This is a genomic window from Streptomyces sp. NPDC002676, from assembly GCF_053592455.1.
In genome coordinates this window covers 24,741-39,718 of record NZ_JBSFVT010000033.1, presented here as the reverse complement: position 1 = coordinate 39,718, position 14,978 = coordinate 24,741, and the positions used below count along the sequence as shown (strand labels likewise).

The window sequence follows — 14,978 nt, the reverse complement described above, 5'->3', positions numbered from 1 at the left end:
GAAGGTCCGGGAGCTGGGGAAGCTGGAGGCGCAGGCGGTTGAGATCGGGTTATACGTCTGCAACAGCATCAGCGGGCTGTTGCAGACGGCGGAGCCGCCGGGCTGTGGTGCGCAGAGCCCGTGAGGCGCCGCGCTGCGGGCTGCCGGGTCCGGCCGGGATGCTGGACCGCTCCAGTCCGTACCACCAGCCGCGCCGCACACCGGCCGCCGTCGGGGACAAGGCCGTGGCCCTGCGGCACGAACACCGCAGCGGGCCGCTCAGGCCAGGGCCGAACACGACCGATGGCGGGCCCGTCCGCCGCTACGAACGTGCCCACCCTGGTGAGTTGGTCCACATCGATATCAAGAAGCTCGGCCGCATCCCCGACGGCGGCGGCCACAGAGTCCCCGGCCGCGAGGCCCGCAGTGCGCGATACCTACCGCGACCCAGGGTCTTTCGCTTGGATCAGGCCCCGCGAGCCCGGCGTGATCCAAACGAGAGGCCCTAGGCGTACGCCGGCAGGGAGCGGAACCACCGGACGGTCTCGGCCAGGCCCCGTTCCAGCGGAACCGCCTCCAGGCCCGTGAAGAGGCTGCGGAGCATCCCGTCGTCGGCCTGGGAGTCCCGCACGTCACCACGGCGGGGTGCCTCATGACGGATCTCGACCGCCAGCTCCAGCGCCTTGGCCAGGTGGTGCGCGAGTTCCAGGATGCTGACCCGGGTGCCGAAGGCCAGGTTGACCGGGCTGGCGCAGGTCACCTTCCGCAGGACGGCGTCGGCGAGCACCCGTGCGACCGTGCCGACGTAGGTGAAGTCGCGGGTCTGGTGGCCGTCCCCGAAGACCGTCAGCGGTCGACCGCGCAGTGCCGCATCGATGAAGGCCGGAACGACCGCGGCGTAGGCATGTCCCGCAGGCTGCAGCGGGCCGTAGACGTTGAAGAAGCGGAAAGCGAGAGTCGGCAGGCCGAAGGCCGTTCCGTAGGCGAGCGCATAGGCCTCGGCCGCGAGTTTGCTGGCCGCGTAGGGGCTGAGTGGTCGGGGTGGCAGGTCTTCGTGCTTGGGCAGGTCGGCGATCGAGCCGTACACGGAGGAGGACGACGCGACGACCAGATGGGTGTTCCGGCGGCGGCACGCCTCAAGTACGCGTACCGTGCCGGTGGCGTTGACCTCATGGCTGGCGAACGGATCCGCCAGGGAACGCGGCACGGACGGTCGCGCGGCCAGATGGACCACGGCGTCGGCCCCTGCCACCACGTGGTCGACCAGGTCCCGGTCGAGGATGCTGCCCTCGATCAGTTCCACGTCCATGCCCGCGAGATTGGCCGCGGAACCGGTGCTCAGGTCGTCCAGGGCGACGACCTTGCCGATGGAAGCCCGGGAGGCCAGCTCGCGGCAGAGGTTCGATCCGATGAACCCGGCGCCTCCAGTCACTACAACGTTCAACGATTCACGCCTTTCGTTAGGGCTGTCGGCCACCAGCCGCGTGCTTCGGCGATGGAGGCGTACAGGTCGTGGGTGTTCTGGACCAGGCGCTCGGCCCCGAACTGCCGTGTCGTCCAGGAGCGGGCCTGCTGTCCCATTCGGTGGCGGAGCCGGTCGTCGCTCAGGAGCCTGACGACGTGGCGGGTGAGGTCATGGGCGTCGGTGGCAGCCAGAAACCCGGTGTGTCCGTCCTGTACCACCTCTGCCACGCTGCCCACGTTCGTGGCCACGGCCGGCAGGCCGGCGAGGCCCGCCTCGATGAGGCTGACCGGCATACCTTCGTTGTCCGAGGTGAGCAGCACCAGATCCGCGGCGGCGTACACGGTCTCCACATCGCCGCGCCAGCCCAGCAGATGCAGCGACTCGCGCAGATCGACGGCTGTTTCCAGGTCACCGTGCAGGTCTCCCTCCCCGCACACGAGGAACCGGGCGTCCGGCACGGCGCGGCGCACCTCTCGGGCCACCGACAGGAATCGGTCGGGCCGCTTGACCCTCGTCACTCGCCCGACATACGCCACGACGGGGCAGTCCTGCGGCAGGCCGAGCTGCTCGCGTGCCTGCGAGCGCGATGGCGACACGGCCAGCCTCGTGCCGGGCGGGACCACGGCGTACTGCCGGGGCCGGCCGATTCCAGCGGCCAGGAGGTCGTCACGGACGCTGCACCCCACCGCCACCAGCCGATCGGTCATGGCTGCCAGGCTGCGTTCGGCGTGTACCACCAGCCGCGTCTTCGCCGGTGTGAAGTAGCCGTGCAGGAGGTGGCCGTGGAAGGTGTGCACGCGTACCGGCACCCGCGCGAGCAGGGCCGCGGCACGGCCGAGTGCGCCGGCCTTGGCGGTGTGCGTGTGCACGATGTGCGGTCGGAACCGGCGCATGGCAGTGGACAGTTCGGCCAGCGCACGCAGGTCGTCGGTGGGCCGCACGGCCCGGCCCAGGGTGGGTACCCGGTGGACCTGGACATCGGGGGCCCGCTGATCCACGTAGTCGGCTTCGCCCGGGCCCACGAACCCGGCGTAGAGGCGGTGATCGAACAACTCGGGGTCGAGCCCGCGCATCAGCGCGGAGACCTGGAGGGCCGGACCGCCCACGTTCATTCTCGCGATGACCCTCATCACCCGGATACGGGACGATGGAGGGCCGACCCTGCGGCGCCGGGCAATCACCATTCAGCCTCACTGCGTTCCTGGCCAACCACTGGGCGGGCGCCGATTCATGATCACGACGGGCAGCCATGCTGGCAGGACGGGCCGAGGAGGCGAGGGCGACGTGCCGTCCGGCAAAAGGAGCACCACACCTATGGCGTACTCGGCCCTGACGTACTCGGCCCGCTGATTTCCCGTCAGGCCGGGACGAACAGCACGCGGAACATTTTGGGCCAGAACTTGCCAGTGATCAGAAACTGATCCGTTCCAGGGACGGCCGCGATGCCGTTCAGCGTGGCCCCCGGGACGAGTTCGTCGCCGCGCAGCAGTCCCGACGCGTCGACTTTCGCCGTCACCGCTCCGGTCGCGGGATCGATGCGCACGATCCGCTCGCTGAAAAGCACGTTGGCGTACACGGCGGCTCCGACGCACTCCAGTTCGTTCAGCTCCGTCACCGGGCTGCCCCCGTCGGTCACAACGACCTCACCCGTCCTCGCGAGCGTCCCGGGGTCACGGAACGTCAGCCGTGCCGAACCGTCGCTCGTCACCAGTCGGTGCCGTGCCCGCTGAAGGCACACACCCCAACCATCGTCCGGATACGGGACACGGCGCAGCTCCGCGAGCGTCTTGGCGTCGCGCTCGATGGCGATCCGGTCCCGCCAGGTCAGCTGCCACAGGGTCCGGCCGAGCAGCGTGATCCCCTCACCGAAGAGCGGTGCGGGCAACTCGGCGCGCACCTGGGGCGGTTTGCCGGGGGGCCCGGCGCGCAGGGAGGACCGGGCGGACAGCCCGGTGCTCTCGTAGAGTGTGCCGTCGGCCATCTCAAGGCCCTCGGTGAAGGCCGCGGGGTCGTGCGGCAGGACTTGGAGCACCTTGACCCGCAGACGCTCGACCGTGTGGGCGCCACCGTCCGCCCGCTGTCCGGCGCCGCAGGCTCCGAACGTAAGCGCAGCCGCGAGCGCCAGAGCCTTCAGCCGCCGCAGGCGCTGACGCACCGCACGCTCCCCTCCCCTTCGGCACGGCGGCGTACGGCGCCCCGGCCGAAGCCGGGGCGCCGTGATTCCGCCGTGCGGAGGTTCAGCAGCGTCATGACCTGCGACGACGACGCATGACCAGCATGGTGCCACTACCCGTCACGAGGAGTGCCGCTGCGGCGGCGCCCAGGGTCGTGCCCTCGTCGCTGCCCGTGTTCGCGAGGCTGTCCTGGTGCGAGGACCGTCCCGGGTGGCCGGGGTTGCGTCCGTCGTCCCCGCCGTTTTCGTGGTGTCCACCGTGGTGTGACGGTTCCGGCTTCGGATGATGCGTAGGGGGCGGAGTGTGTGTCGGAGGCGGGGTGTGAGGGGGCGGGGTGTGTGTCGGGGGCGGGGTGTGTGTCGGGGGCGGGCTCGTCGGAGGCGGGCTCGAAGGGGGCGGGCTCGTCGGGGGCGGGCTCGAAGGGGGCGGGGTTGAGCCATCCTCCACGTAGATGCTGACGGCGGCGCTGCGGTCGGGATTGTCCGCGTGAACCCGGAAGACATGCCAGCCGGGCGGGCACGGATTCGGGATGGTCACCGTTCCCGACACCGCCCCGTTGCTATCGGCCACGAATCGGCCGATGACGACCGGCGTTGATTCCAGGAACACCGTGACGCTCGCCCCCGGGCCGAAGATGGTGCCGGTCGCGAAGCTCACCGCGGCTCCGGGTGTCACGTCGTTGCTACTGACGGACAGGAGCGTCGACGTGGGCGGGTACGGTTGCGCGTAGGTGGTCTGGGCTGCTGCCAGCGGTGCGGCGACGAGCACGGCAGCACATGCTGCCGATGCCAGCGCGGCGCGCCATCTGGGCGTTGTCGTCATTTTCTTCACTCACTCTCGTCGGCTCGGCCCGGACGGTGGCGCCGGCCGGACTCGGGGTGCGGACCTCAAGTTTTGGACATATCGAATAGATGAGACATATCCGAGCCAACTAACGTGGTGGCGCCCAGGAGTCACCCGAAGGATTAGTCCTCCCTCTTCTCGATGGCTCACACCGTCGCACCGGCGGGGCATCCGGCCTCTTTGTGCCGCTCGGGTCAATCGACAGGCCGACATGGGGGTGGCTGCCCCTCCCGGAGCACGCGAGTCCCTATCGTCTGCTGCGCGCAACAGGGAACGGACTGTCCGATTCCGGCCGTTCCCTCCGGTCCTACGAGGGGTACAGCGTGGATCTCCACGGATTCCTGAAGGCTCTTGCCAGACGCTGGCCGACCGTCGCGGTCTGCCTGGCGCTCTCGATCGGAGCGGCACTCGCCGCGACCTGGTTGAGCACCCCCGTCTATGAGGCCAGGACCCAGCTCTTCGTCGCCACCCGCAGTGGCGACGATTCCACCCAGCTGAACCAGGGGCAGAGCTTCTCGCAGGCACGTGTGCAGTCCTACGCGGCGATCGTGACGACGCGTCAGGTGACCAGGCCCGTGGTGAGGGAACTGGGACTGCGGATGACACCCGAGGAGTTGGCATCGCGGATCACCGCCTCCGCCCCGCTCAACACCGTACTCATCGACATCGCGGTCCGGGACACCGCACCCGGCCGGGCGGCACGCATCGCAAACGCCGTGGCGGAGCGGTTCAGCGCGGTCGTCGAACGACTGGAGACGCCCAAGCACAACCCTGTCCCGGCGCCGCCCGGAAAGGGCCGACCCGACGACACGGCCGCAACATCACCCGTTTCGCTGGGCATCACCCAGGAAGCCGCCGCCCCCACCGGGCCGGTCTCGCCCCGCCCCCTGCTGAACCTGGCCGCAGGGGTGATCGGCGGCCTGCTGCTCGGTGCCGGAGCGGTCGCCCTGCGCGAGACCCTCGACACCACGCTCAAGACCAGCGAGGCGCTGGGCAAGCTGCTGACGCTGCCGGGCCTCGCCACCATCCCGTACGACAAGAGCGCCCCCAAGCGGCCCCTCGCCGGTGCCGACGGGCACTCCAAGCGCGCCGAGGCCTTCCGTAAGCTGCGCACCAATCTGCAGTTCTCACAGGTCGACGACCGGCCCAGGATCATCGCCGTGACGAGTTCGGTGCCCGGTGAGGGCAAGACCAACACCGCGGTGAACCTGGCCCTCTCGCTCGCCGAGGCCGGCGTCTCCACCTGCCTGGTGGACGGTGATCTGCGCCGCCCGTGCGTGGCCTCGACCTTCGGCCTCGTCCAGGACGCGGGTCTGACCACGGTGCTCATCGGCCAGGCCCGCATCCAGGACGTGATGCAGCAGGCCGCGGCCCGCCTCTCGGTGCTCGCCGCCGGCGCCGTGCCGCCGAACCCGACGGAGTTGCTCGCCTCGGCGCGCATGGAAGAGGTGCTGCGTGAACTCGCGGACACCTATGAGGTCGTGATCGTCGACACGGCGCCGCTGTTGCCGGTCGCCGACACCATCGGGCTCGCGTCGCTCACCCAGGGCGCGCTGCTCGTCGTCCGCGCCGCCAAGACCAGCCGGGACCAGGTTCGCACCGCCGCGGCATCGCTGGACCGCGTGGGCGTTCGCATCCTCGGCACCGTCTTCAGCATGGCTCCGGTCCCCAAGGGCAACCACTACGGCAGGTACGGGCAGTACGGGCAGTACGGCGAGCTGCCCCCGCCTCGCGCCTCGGCCTCCCGGGGCAAGGCAGGCGCACCCGCGGACGCGCGTCGTGCGAGCCGGACCTGACCCGGATCCCGTTCGTGCGCCTGGTGCCGTCTGCGTTGTGACGCAGTGGTGGCGGCCACGGCGGCCCGCCGAGCGGCCCGCGGGCGGCTGATGTTCCTCCAGGGGCTACCGCACAGTAACTGTTTGCCCCTACGCTGCGGCCAACTCGACCACAGCAGGGGGGACTTGAGCATGCGCTCGGCTCGCATGGTGAGACGGCTGGCGGCGCTGGTGGGCGCCGCCGCTCTGTTGGTAGCGGTACCGGCACACGCCCGCGCGGCGTCGCCGAAACTCTCCGAGACGACGGCCATCGGAACGCACAACGCGTACGACAAGGCCAAGTACACCTACTTCGCACAGGCGTTGGACTCGGGAGCCTCGCTGCTGGAGCTGGACGTGTACGTCGACACGATCAGCCACCGGTGGCGGGTCAGTCACAGCAATCCGTGGGGCAACGACAACAACTGCGAGGCCGCGAAGACCCCGGCCGAGCTGTACAGCAAGAGCCGCAACCAGGATCTGGGCAGCTGCCTGGACAACATGGCGGCCTGGAACCAGCTCCACCCCGACCACCCGCCGATCGTCGTCAAGGTCGAGATGAAGGTCGGCTTCAACAACAAGGCGGGCCTCGGACCTGCCGCGTTCGACTCGCTCGTGTCGCAGAAGCTCGGCAGCAGCGTCTTCAAGCCGGCGGATCTGCTGGGCGGGACCTACGCCTCCCTGGACGCGGCGTCCAAGGCCAACGCCTGGCCCTCCCGTGACTCCCTCAAGGGCAAGTTTCTGTTCGAGCTGATCCCGGGCACGGTGGAGCAGGCCAACCCGTTCGACAGCTACTGGACGGACGAGGAGTACGGGGACCATCTGCGGGACTTGTACGCCGCCGGCAACATCTCCTCCGCCGAGGCCTTCCCGGCCGTTCTGGGCGCCGAGAACGGCGACCCGCGTACCAGTCGTTACGACGCCTCGATCCGGCCCTGGTTCGTGTTCTTCGACGGGGACGCGGCGACGTACGTGAACGGCGGCTACAACACGGCGTTCTACTCCGCGAACCACTACATCCTGATCATGACGGGCGCCGACGGCGTGTCCCCGGCCATCTCCTCCACCAACCCCAGCGACGGCGAAGTCGCCGCCCGACTCGCCCTGTTGGCGAAGGACCACGCGAGTCTCATCACCTCGGACTGGTCGGCGAAATCGGCGTCGGTGCTGAGTTCGGTGACCACCCGAAGCTGAGTACTCCGTTCCGAAGTCGACGTTTCCGGGGTGCGGAGGGATCCTTCGTGCCAAGGTGGGGCATACAGCAGTCAACTCCTGTCACCCCACTGGCATTTACGGAGTCCGCCATGCTCCACGGCATCGACGTCAGCTCGTTCCAGTCCTCCTCGTACAGCACGGACGGCCTCTCCTTCGCCTTCATCAAGGCGACGGAGGGCCGTTCGTACGTCAACCCCAGACTCGCGCACCAGACCGCTACCGCCCGCGAGGCGCGACTGGTCGTCGGCTTCTACCACTTCCTGTGGCCCGGCAACCTCACCGCCCAGGCCGAGTACTTCCTCCAGCACGCCCCGGAACGGCCGGGCGACATCCTCGCCGTCGACTGGGAGACCACCGCCGACGGCACGCACGCGACCAACGCGGAGAAGGACGCCTTCATCCGGAAGCTGAAGCACCTGCGGCCGGACAACCGCGTCCTCCTCTACTGCAGCCGCGACTTCTGGCTCAACATCGACACCACCTCGTACGCCGGCGACGGCCTCTGGATCGCCGACTACGTCACCGCCGGCAAGCCCCGCATCAAGGCGCACTGGCGGTTCCACCAGTACACCTCCCAGCCGCACGACAAGGACGTGGCCCACTTCGCGGACATGGACGACCTCCGCGGGTGGGCCGCTCCGTAACCCGGAACCCGCCGGCCGGGCCCGGCTACGCCCGGAACTCCGCCGGGCGTTCCCGGGGCGCCTCGGCGAGGGCCTTCTGTACGGCCGCCGTGCCTTCCCGGAGGCCGTACACCGGGGTGCCGGGCTGCTGGCGCCAGGAGTCGTCGATGCCGCCCGAGTCGACCGTGTCGAAGCCCAGTTCGTCGATCAGGTCGCGGACCTTGGCCTTGGCCGCCGCGTCGTCGCCGGCGACCGGGAGGGCCAGCCGGCCGGGGTCGCCTGCGGGGCGGGGGCGGTCCAGGATGTCCTCGGCGTAGGTGCCGTTGAAGGCCTTGATCACCGGGTGGCCGAGGTGCCGCTCGGTCCAGCGGCTCTCGGTGAGGCCCTCGTCCTCGATCCCGGCGATCCGGCCGTCCCGCTCCCGCGGGTAGTAGTTGCCGGTGTCGATCACGGCGACGCCCTCGGCCGCGCCGTCCAGCAGGCCGGCGGGGAGCTTCGGGACCGCCTTCAGCGGGACGGTGACGACGACGACCTCGGCGCCCTTCGCCGCGTCCGCGGCCAGGACGGCGGTCGCGCCGGTCTCCTCGGCCAGTTCCTTCAGCGTCTCGGGGCCGCGCGAGTTGGCGACGGAGACGTCGTGGCCGAGGGCGGTGAGCCGCCGGGTGAGGTTGCCGCCGATGTTGCCCGCGCCGATGATGCCGATCTTCATGACAGACCCTCCAGAGGTGACTCATGCACGTGCATGTTTCCCGTGGTGAGCGTCAACCCCGGCGGGGCGACGGCTATTCCGGCGACTGTGGCGATCGGGTGAACCGGCTCAGACCCGTACGACGATCTTGCCCGTGTGCCGGTTGGACTCCATCAGCCGGTGGGCGTCCCGGATCCGGTCGAGGCCGTCGAAGACCTCGGCGACGACCGGGCGCAGGGTGCCGTCGGTGAGTCCGGCGCCGAGGTAGTGGGCGCCGCGCCGACGGCCCTCCGGTGTGCCGGTGAGGACGAAGTTGGCGTACCCGTGGACGGTGAGCGGCCAGTTCCGGGGCAGCAGGATGGGCTGTTCGTCCAGCCAGCCGTAGCTGACCAGGCTGCCGTCCCAGGTGACCGCGTCGCCGAGCGCGTTGAAGCCGGGGCCGCCGATCGCGTCCAGGACGATGTCCACGCCCCGGCCGCCGGTCAGCCGGCGGGCCTCCTTCACCACGTCCTCGTCCTCGCTGACGATCACATGCTCGGCGCCGAGGTCGAGCAGCTGCTGCCGCTTGGCCTGCGTGCGGGTGGTGGCGATCGGGACGGCGCCGGCCCGCCGGGCGACCTGGATCGCGGCCGTACCGACCCCACTGGACGCGCCGGTGATCAGCACCTGGTGTCCCGGCTCCAGCCCGGCCCGCTCGACCAGGGCGCCGTAGGCCGTGGTGTAGGTCAGCCAGGCGGCGGCGCCGGTGACCGCGTCGACTCCGGCGGGGCGGGGCACGAGCGCGTCGGCGGGCAGGACGACGCGCTCGGCGTGGACCCCGTGGGTGCTGAGTTCGAAGTTGGCGGCGGAGAGGACCTTGTCGCCCGGCGCGAAGGCGGTCACGCCCTCGCCCACCGCCTCGACCTCGCCGGCCGCCTCGTAGCCGTTGCGGGAGGCGGGCAGGGTGGGCTGGTAGTAGTAGGTGCCCGCGCGGAAGAGGGCCTCGGCGCGGTTGAGGCCCAGCGCCTCGACCTTCACCAGGACCTCGTCCGGGCCCGGGGCGCGCAGTTCGACGTCCTCGATGGTGAGCACGTCGGGGCCGCCGAGTTCGTGGAAGAGCACAGTGCGTGCGGTGTTCGTCATGCCTCGACGCTATGGTCCCGAGCGAAGACGCTCCATGTCCTCCGGTCTCCGGTTCATGTCCGTGCGTCTCGCTTCGCCAACTGCCCGGCTACGGTGGTGACATGGACGTACTCAGCGACGTCGTCGCCGCCATGCGCACCGGGCGCCCGCATTCCTCCCGGAACGACAAGTTCGCTCCCTGGGGCACGCGTTGGGAGGATTCGCAGGAGGCCGGGTTCCATGTGGTGCTGCGCGGTTCTGCCTGGCTGATCCCGGCCGAGGGCGAGCCGCTCGCGCTGGCTCCCGGGGACGTCGTCTTCCTTCCGCGCGGACAGGGGCACGCCCTGGTCAGCGCGCCCGGTGTACCGGCGCAGGAAGTACGGCTGCTGCCCGACGGCACCTGGAGCGGAGGTCCGGACCGCGGTGAGCCGAGGCCGGGCTGCCCGGACACGGTCACGCTGTGCGGCATCTACCGGTTCGACCGCGACCGCTCCCGCCGGCTGCTCGGGGAGCTGCCGGAGGTCGTGCACCTGCCCGCCCGGGTGGGCACCCATCGCTCGCTGCGGGCGGCGGTGGAGTTGCTCGGGATGGAGCTGGAGGAGGAGGCGCCGGGCACCGACGCGATCATCACGTCGCTGCTGGACACCCTGCTGCTGTACATCCTGCGGGCGTGGTGGGAGAGCGAGCGGGCCGCCGGGCGGGCCCGGGGCTGGGCGGGCGCGCTGGCCGACCCGGCGGTCGCGGCGGCGCTGCGCGCGATCCACGGCGACCCGGCCCACGCCTGGACGGTGGCGGAGCTCGGCACCGCGGCGGGGCTGTCCCGCGCGGCCTTCGCGCGCCGGTTCACGGCGCTGGTGGGCGAGCCGCCGCTGGCGTATCTGACCTGGTGGCGCATGACGACGGCGGGCCGCCTGCTGCGCCACGACGACCTCTCCCTGCGGGAGATCTCCCAGCGCATCGGCTACGCGTCGGAGTTCGCCTTCGCCAAGGCCTTCAAGCGGGAGTACGGGGTGGCGCCGGGGCAGTACCGCAGGCGGGCGGCCTGACGGCCGCCCCGGCGCCTCCGCGTCACTTGTTCAGGTAGGCCCAGAACTCGTCGAACGACAGAACCTGGTCGCCGTTGAGGTCGCGGGTCTTGATGATGGCCGCGGCGACCGTCTCGGTGACGTTCCAGTCACCCTCCTGAGCCAGCGCGTGCTTGAACTCGGCGGCGGTGATGAAACCGTCACCGTTCGCGTCGATCCGCTCGAACTGCTTGCGTGCTTCCTCGATGTCCGCCACCGGATCCGCCCCTTTTGTTCGTGTTTCTTGTGCCGTGCAGGCGTACTGACGCTGGTCAGATTAACGGCCCGCGTGAGCACGCAGTGCGGCGACCACCCATGCGAAGTCCTCGGCGTGCGGAGGCATGGGCTGCCGGTTCACGATGGCGACCAGTTCGCGGTAGCGGGCGACCCGGTCGTTGAACCCGGCCGTCATGCGGTCCAGTGCGGCGCTCAGGTCGACGTCGCCGAAGAGTTCCCGCAGCACCTCCTCGGCCTCGGGCGCCGCGGGATCGAGGCCGCGCTCCCGGGCCGGGGCCGCCAGTTCCACCAGCCGCTTGGCGAACCACAGGGACCGTCCGCCCGGCGCCCCGGGCTGCCGGTCGGCGGCGTTGTACTCGAGTGCGCGGCGCATCTGTGCCCGGAACTCCAGGTCCTGGAGCAGCTCGGCCAGCTCCACCCAGGCGTCGACCTGCTCGGGCGTCGGGTTCTCCGCCAGGTCTACGGCGGTCGCCCGCATCCGTTCCCGGACGTCCGGGTCGACGTTGTCGAGCCCGTGCAGGATCTCCTCGACGAACTCCTCCATGATCCGCTGGCGCTCGGCGGCGGACAGGCGGGCGAGTTTGTTCATCAGGGTCATCTCCTCCGCGGTGGAACCGCGCCGCGCCACGGACGACAGCACCGCCCGCGTCACCTTCAGCGACCTGATCTGCGCGTCCAGGGCGGCGACGTGCGTGGCCGCGACCTCGGCGACCGTCCGCTCCCCCGCCAGCACCCTGCGCACGTCCTCCAGTCCGAGGCCCAGCTCGCGCAGGGTGCGGATCAGTTCCAGGCGGGCGGCGCACGCGGCGTCGTAGAGCCGGTAGCCGCCCGCGGAACGGCCGACGGGGGTCAGGACACCCTCGTCGGACCAGTAGCGGATGGTGCGCACGGTCAGTCCGGTGGCGCGGGCCAGCTCGCCGATGGTGAAGAGTGCGGTGCCGTCTTCGGTCATGGCTGGAAGTCTGGGCTTTCCAGCGGGTGGAGACTCAAGGAGGGGCCGAAAAGACCCTGCGGGACCTGCTCAGTGCCAGGGGTGGTAGTTCGGGTTGCTCTGGCAGTCGTCCATGATCTCGGTCTTGGTCGCTTTGTCGACCGGGCAGACCCCGATGACGTACTGCCGCAGGATCCCGCCGGGGAAGGCGACCTCGACCTGGTCGGCCCACTTGTGGGTGTCGCCGATGGTCTTGTTCACGTCGATGCCGCCGGGGGCGTCGATGTAGTAGTTGTAGCCGGACTTGTACCAGGTCTTGTACAGGTCGTGGTCGTAGGTCGTGGAGACGTACGGGGACGGCTGGTTGACCAGGACGTACTTCTCCACGTCGTACTGGCCGTTGACCACGTCCTTGGGCAGGAAGCCCTCCTCGAAGATGATCGAGGGCGACCGGCTGTCGCTGCGGTAGAGCGTGCCGCAGGTGGTGCGCCAGACGGGGTTCGGGGTGATGCGGCCGACCTCGACCCGGCGGTCGGCGGCGGCCTTGATCTTGTCCTCGAACTGGGGACAGGCGCGGGCGGCGGCCTTGGCGGGCGCCGCCGTGGTCGGTGCGGCGGCCGTGGTCGCGAGGACGGCGGCGAGGGAGAGGACGGCGGCAGCGGCACGCCGCCCGAGACGAGTGGTGATCATAGGCAGCACGATGTGGGTTCGACGGCTGCCCGTCGTGGATCACCACTCGATCGGCGGCGTGTCTGCGTCCGCTCCGTTCGCTCCGACTGCCGTGCGGTCAGCGGAAGATGCCGGTGTGGCCGAGGGAGTAGCGGCCGGGCTGGGGGTAGACGGCGAGGCCGTGGGGGCCGCTGCCGACCCTGATGCGGGCCAGGAGCCTGCCGGTGCGGGTGTCGATGGCGTAGACCTCGGCGTTGTACCGGCCCGAAAGCCACAGCACCTTGCCGTCGGCCGAGACGCCGCCCATGTCGGGGCTGCCGCCGCCGGGCAGGCGCCACTTCTCGGTGAGCCGGCCTTGGGGGAAGTCGAAGACGGAGATGGTCCCTTCGCCCCGGTTGGAGATGTACATCTCGCGGGAGTCCCGGCTGACGTACAGGCCGTGGGCGCCCCTGCCGGTGGCGAGGAAGCGGGGGCGCTCGAAGGTGTCGCCGTTCAGGATCCACACGCCGTCGGCCATCATGTCGGCGATGTAGAACCGCTTGCCGTCGGGTGAGACCTTGACGTCCTGCGGCATGGCGCCGCGGAACGGCAGCTTCTGCTTTCCGACGACCTTCATCCTCGCGGTGTCGACCTTGAGGAGCTCGCCGCTGAACTCGCAGGAGACGATGAAGTAGCGGCCGTCGAGGGAGAAGTCGGCGTGGTTGACGCCGTAGCAGCTGACGGGCACGGACTTCACGACCTCCATGGTGTGCGCGTCGCGGAAGACGAGGGCGCGGTCCATGGAGGCCATGACGACGGCGTACTTGCCGTCGGGCGTGAAGTACAGGTTGTACGGGTCGTGCACCTCGACCGGTCTGCCGGCCCGGCCGGTTCTCGGGTCGATGGGGGTCAGGCTGTTGCCGAGGTCGTTGTTGACCCAGAGCGTCTTCAGGTCCCAGGAGGGCACCACGTGCTGGGGCTGGCGGCCGACCGGGATGGTCTCCAGGATCCGGTACGTCTTCGGGTCGATGACCGTGACGGTGTTGGAGTTGGTGTTGGGGACGTACACCCGGGAGGGGAAGTCCCTGACCACGGGCGAGAGTTGGTTCGGCCGGTCGGCGGCGTAGACGTCCTTCGGGTCCAGCACGGGAGGCATCCCGGACAGGCCTGCCGCGGCGTTCGCCGGCTGCTTGCCCACCTGCGGCCGGACCGGCGCCTTGCTGCCGAGGGCCTCGTTCTCGTGGGCATGGGAGCCCCCGCTGCACGCGGACAGCAGCGTCAGGGCGGTGAGAGCGGCACCGGCGGCCAGCAGGCGGGCGGCTCGGCGGACGGCTTTCGTGGATCGCATCAGCTCAGCAGCTCCGTGGTGGCGACCGCGCGCAGTCCGCGGCGGTCGAGTTCGTGGAGGACCTCGGGCAGGGCGGCGACCGTGTCCGGGTACCCGAAGTGCAGGCTCACCACCGACCCGCCCCGCACCTCGGCGAGGACCTTGCGGGTGATGGCGGGGGCGCCGGGGCGGGTGTAGTCGAGGGAGTCGACGTCGTACGACAGCACGTGCGGGTAGCCGGCGGTGCGGGCCAGCCTGGCAACGAGCGGGGTGGCGGTCGGGGCACGGGAGGGACGGAACCAGGTGCCGATGGATCCGGTGAGCCGCCTGAGGCGGTCGGCGCAGTCGGTGATCTCCTTGCGGGCCTCGGCTGCGGAGAGGGAGTTGACGGCGATGTGCCGCTGGGTGTGGTTGCCGAGGTCATGGCCGCCGTCGAGGATGCGGCGGGCGACGTCGGGGTGTTCGTCCAGCCAGCTGCCGACGGCGAGGACGGTGAGCCGGGCGCCGCGCCGCTCGGCCGTGGTGAGCAGGGAGTGGGCGAGCGCCGGGTCCCCCTGGCCGTGGAAGGTGAGGGCGACCTGGGGGCGGGTCCGCGGGCCGTGGCTGATCTGCGCGGGCTGCCCGGGGTAGGCGCGGGGGGCGGGGGCCGTGCGGGTCGTGGCCGCGGGGTGGCCTGACGCGGGGGTGGACGGGCCGGAGCCCTGCCGCGCGGAGGTCGTGGTGGCGTGCGGGGTGGCGGCCGGGGCGCCGCCGCAACCGGCGGCGAGCGCGCCCCCGGCGACGAGCTTCGCGCCCGTGCGCAGCATCCCGCGTCGGTTGGTCGTGGTCACCCGTACCATTTAAGGGGCGTTAGGTAAGAAAACGGCCGA

General features: G+C 70.6%; 15 protein-coding genes and 2 pseudogenes. 6 read left to right on the top strand and 11 right to left on the bottom strand.

Annotation, left to right across the window (positions count from 1 at the left end; all coding sequences use genetic code 11):
* Nucleotides 1-94 (top strand): annotated as a pseudogene (locus tag ACWD3E_RS40700) (transcriptional regulator); the annotation flags it as partial.
* A 199-nt stretch (nt 95-293) separates the two neighbouring features.
* Nucleotides 294-401 (top strand): annotated as a pseudogene (locus ACWD3E_RS40695) (IS481 family transposase); the annotation flags it as partial.
* A gap of 83 nt (nt 402-484) precedes the next feature.
* Here ACWD3E_RS40695 and ACWD3E_RS40690 read toward each other — a convergent pair.
* From ACWD3E_RS40690 to ACWD3E_RS40675, 4 genes are all read right to left on the bottom strand, one after another.
* Nucleotides 485-1,423: an NAD-dependent epimerase/dehydratase family protein gene (locus ACWD3E_RS40690; RefSeq protein WP_451392519.1), complete on the bottom strand. Its 939-nt coding sequence runs from the start codon at nt 1,421-1,423 to the stop codon at nt 485-487.
* A complete protein-coding gene (locus ACWD3E_RS40685; protein WP_451392518.1) occupies nt 1,420-2,556 on the bottom strand; it encodes a glycosyltransferase in 1,137 nt (378 codons plus the stop codon). The genes ACWD3E_RS40690 and ACWD3E_RS40685 overlap by 4 nt, the downstream gene beginning before the upstream one ends.
* Before the next feature lie 245 nt (nt 2,557-2,801).
* Nucleotides 2,802-3,599 carry a glutaminyl-peptide cyclotransferase gene (locus ACWD3E_RS40680; protein WP_451392517.1) on the bottom strand — a complete coding sequence of 266 codons (798 nt, stop codon included), beginning with the start codon at nt 3,597-3,599 and terminating at the stop codon, nt 2,802-2,804.
* A gap of 91 nt (nt 3,600-3,690) precedes the next feature.
* Nucleotides 3,691-4,440, bottom strand: coding sequence for an LPXTG cell wall anchor domain-containing protein (locus ACWD3E_RS40675; protein ID WP_451392516.1), 750 nt, complete (start codon nt 4,438-4,440; stop codon nt 3,691-3,693).
* 344 nt (nt 4,441-4,784) lie between these two features.
* Between ACWD3E_RS40675 and ACWD3E_RS40670 the strand changes: the two genes are divergently transcribed.
* From ACWD3E_RS40670 to ACWD3E_RS40660, 3 genes are all read left to right on the top strand, one after another.
* Nucleotides 4,785-6,257: a polysaccharide biosynthesis tyrosine autokinase gene (locus tag ACWD3E_RS40670; protein WP_451392515.1), complete on the top strand. Its 1,473-nt coding sequence runs from the start codon at nt 4,785-4,787 to the stop codon at nt 6,255-6,257.
* A gap of 186 nt (nt 6,258-6,443) precedes the next feature.
* On the top strand, nt 6,444-7,469 hold the full coding sequence (locus tag ACWD3E_RS40665; RefSeq protein ID WP_451392514.1) for a phosphatidylinositol-specific phospholipase C domain-containing protein: 1,026 nt from the start codon (nt 6,444-6,446) through the stop codon (nt 7,467-7,469).
* Nucleotides 7,470-7,579: 110 nt separating this feature from the next.
* Complete coding sequence (locus ACWD3E_RS40660) at nt 7,580-8,134, top strand: GH25 family lysozyme (RefSeq protein ID WP_451392513.1); 555 nt, start codon at nt 7,580-7,582, stop codon at nt 8,132-8,134.
* A gap of 25 nt (nt 8,135-8,159) precedes the next feature.
* On the opposite strand, the gene ACWD3E_RS40655 is transcribed toward ACWD3E_RS40660, so the two are convergent.
* On the bottom strand, nt 8,160-8,822 hold the full coding sequence (locus ACWD3E_RS40655) for an NADPH-dependent F420 reductase (RefSeq protein WP_451392512.1): 663 nt from the start codon (nt 8,820-8,822) through the stop codon (nt 8,160-8,162).
* 108 nt (nt 8,823-8,930) lie between these two features.
* A complete protein-coding gene (locus ACWD3E_RS40650; RefSeq protein ID WP_451392511.1) occupies nt 8,931-9,923 on the bottom strand; it encodes a zinc-dependent alcohol dehydrogenase family protein in 993 nt (330 codons plus the stop codon).
* Between the two features lie 101 nt (nt 9,924-10,024).
* On the opposite strand from ACWD3E_RS40650, the gene ACWD3E_RS40645 reads away from it, so the two are divergent.
* Nucleotides 10,025-10,948, top strand: coding sequence for an AraC family transcriptional regulator (locus ACWD3E_RS40645; protein ID WP_451392510.1), 924 nt, complete (start codon nt 10,025-10,027; stop codon nt 10,946-10,948).
* Nucleotides 10,949-10,970: 22 nt separating this feature from the next.
* Here the strand turns inward: ACWD3E_RS40645 and ACWD3E_RS40640 are convergent, their stop codons facing one another.
* The 5 genes from ACWD3E_RS40640 to ACWD3E_RS40620 form a co-directional block, all read right to left on the bottom strand.
* Nucleotides 10,971-11,183, bottom strand: a complete 213-nt coding sequence (locus ACWD3E_RS40640) for an EF-hand domain-containing protein (protein WP_451392509.1) — start codon at nt 11,181-11,183, stop codon at nt 10,971-10,973.
* A gap of 60 nt (nt 11,184-11,243) precedes the next feature.
* Entirely contained in the window at nt 11,244-12,155 is a 912-nt protein-coding gene (locus tag ACWD3E_RS40635; protein WP_451392508.1) for a helix-turn-helix domain-containing protein, read from the bottom strand.
* 69 nt (nt 12,156-12,224) lie between these two features.
* Nucleotides 12,225-12,824 (bottom strand): ADP-ribosyltransferase, encoded by a 600-nt coding sequence (locus tag ACWD3E_RS40630; protein WP_451392507.1) that lies wholly within the window; start codon nt 12,822-12,824, stop codon nt 12,225-12,227.
* Between the two features lie 97 nt (nt 12,825-12,921).
* Nucleotides 12,922-14,130 (bottom strand): YVTN family beta-propeller repeat protein, encoded by a 1,209-nt coding sequence (locus ACWD3E_RS40625; RefSeq protein WP_451392506.1) that lies wholly within the window; start codon nt 14,128-14,130, stop codon nt 12,922-12,924.
* Entirely contained in the window at nt 14,130-14,948 is an 819-nt protein-coding gene (locus tag ACWD3E_RS40620; RefSeq protein WP_451392505.1) for a polysaccharide deacetylase family protein, read from the bottom strand. The genes ACWD3E_RS40625 and ACWD3E_RS40620 overlap by 1 nt, the downstream gene beginning before the upstream one ends.
* Nucleotides 14,949-14,978: the final 30 nt, after the last annotated feature.

What these genes read in the sequence shown, in the direction of transcription:
- ACWD3E_RS40685 (WP_451392518.1), bottom strand. Translation starts at nt 2,556, where the DNA reads ATGAACGTGGGCGGTCCGGCCCTCCAGGTCTCCGCGCTGATGCGCGGG.
- ACWD3E_RS40675 (WP_451392516.1), bottom strand. Translation starts at nt 4,440, where the DNA reads ATGACGACAACGCCCAGATGGCGCGCCGCGCTGGCATCGGCAGCATGT.
- ACWD3E_RS40665 (WP_451392514.1), top strand. Translation starts at nt 6,444, where the DNA reads ATGGTGAGACGGCTGGCGGCGCTGGTGGGCGCCGCCGCTCTGTTGGTA.
- ACWD3E_RS40660 (WP_451392513.1), top strand. Translation starts at nt 7,580, where the DNA reads ATGCTCCACGGCATCGACGTCAGCTCGTTCCAGTCCTCCTCGTACAGC.
- ACWD3E_RS40655 (WP_451392512.1), bottom strand. Translation starts at nt 8,822, where the DNA reads ATGAAGATCGGCATCATCGGCGCGGGCAACATCGGCGGCAACCTCACC.
- ACWD3E_RS40650 (WP_451392511.1), bottom strand. Translation starts at nt 9,923, where the DNA reads ATGACGAACACCGCACGCACTGTGCTCTTCCACGAACTCGGCGGCCCC.
- ACWD3E_RS40645 (WP_451392510.1), top strand. Translation starts at nt 10,025, where the DNA reads ATGGACGTACTCAGCGACGTCGTCGCCGCCATGCGCACCGGGCGCCCG.
- ACWD3E_RS40635 (WP_451392508.1), bottom strand. Translation starts at nt 12,155, where the DNA reads ATGACCGAAGACGGCACCGCACTCTTCACCATCGGCGAGCTGGCCCGC.
- ACWD3E_RS40630 (WP_451392507.1), bottom strand. Translation starts at nt 12,824, where the DNA reads ATGATCACCACTCGTCTCGGGCGGCGTGCCGCTGCCGCCGTCCTCTCC.
- ACWD3E_RS40625 (WP_451392506.1), bottom strand. Translation starts at nt 14,130, where the DNA reads ATGCGATCCACGAAAGCCGTCCGCCGAGCCGCCCGCCTGCTGGCCGCC.
- ACWD3E_RS40620 (WP_451392505.1), bottom strand. Translation starts at nt 14,948, where the DNA reads ATGGTACGGGTGACCACGACCAACCGACGCGGGATGCTGCGCACGGGC.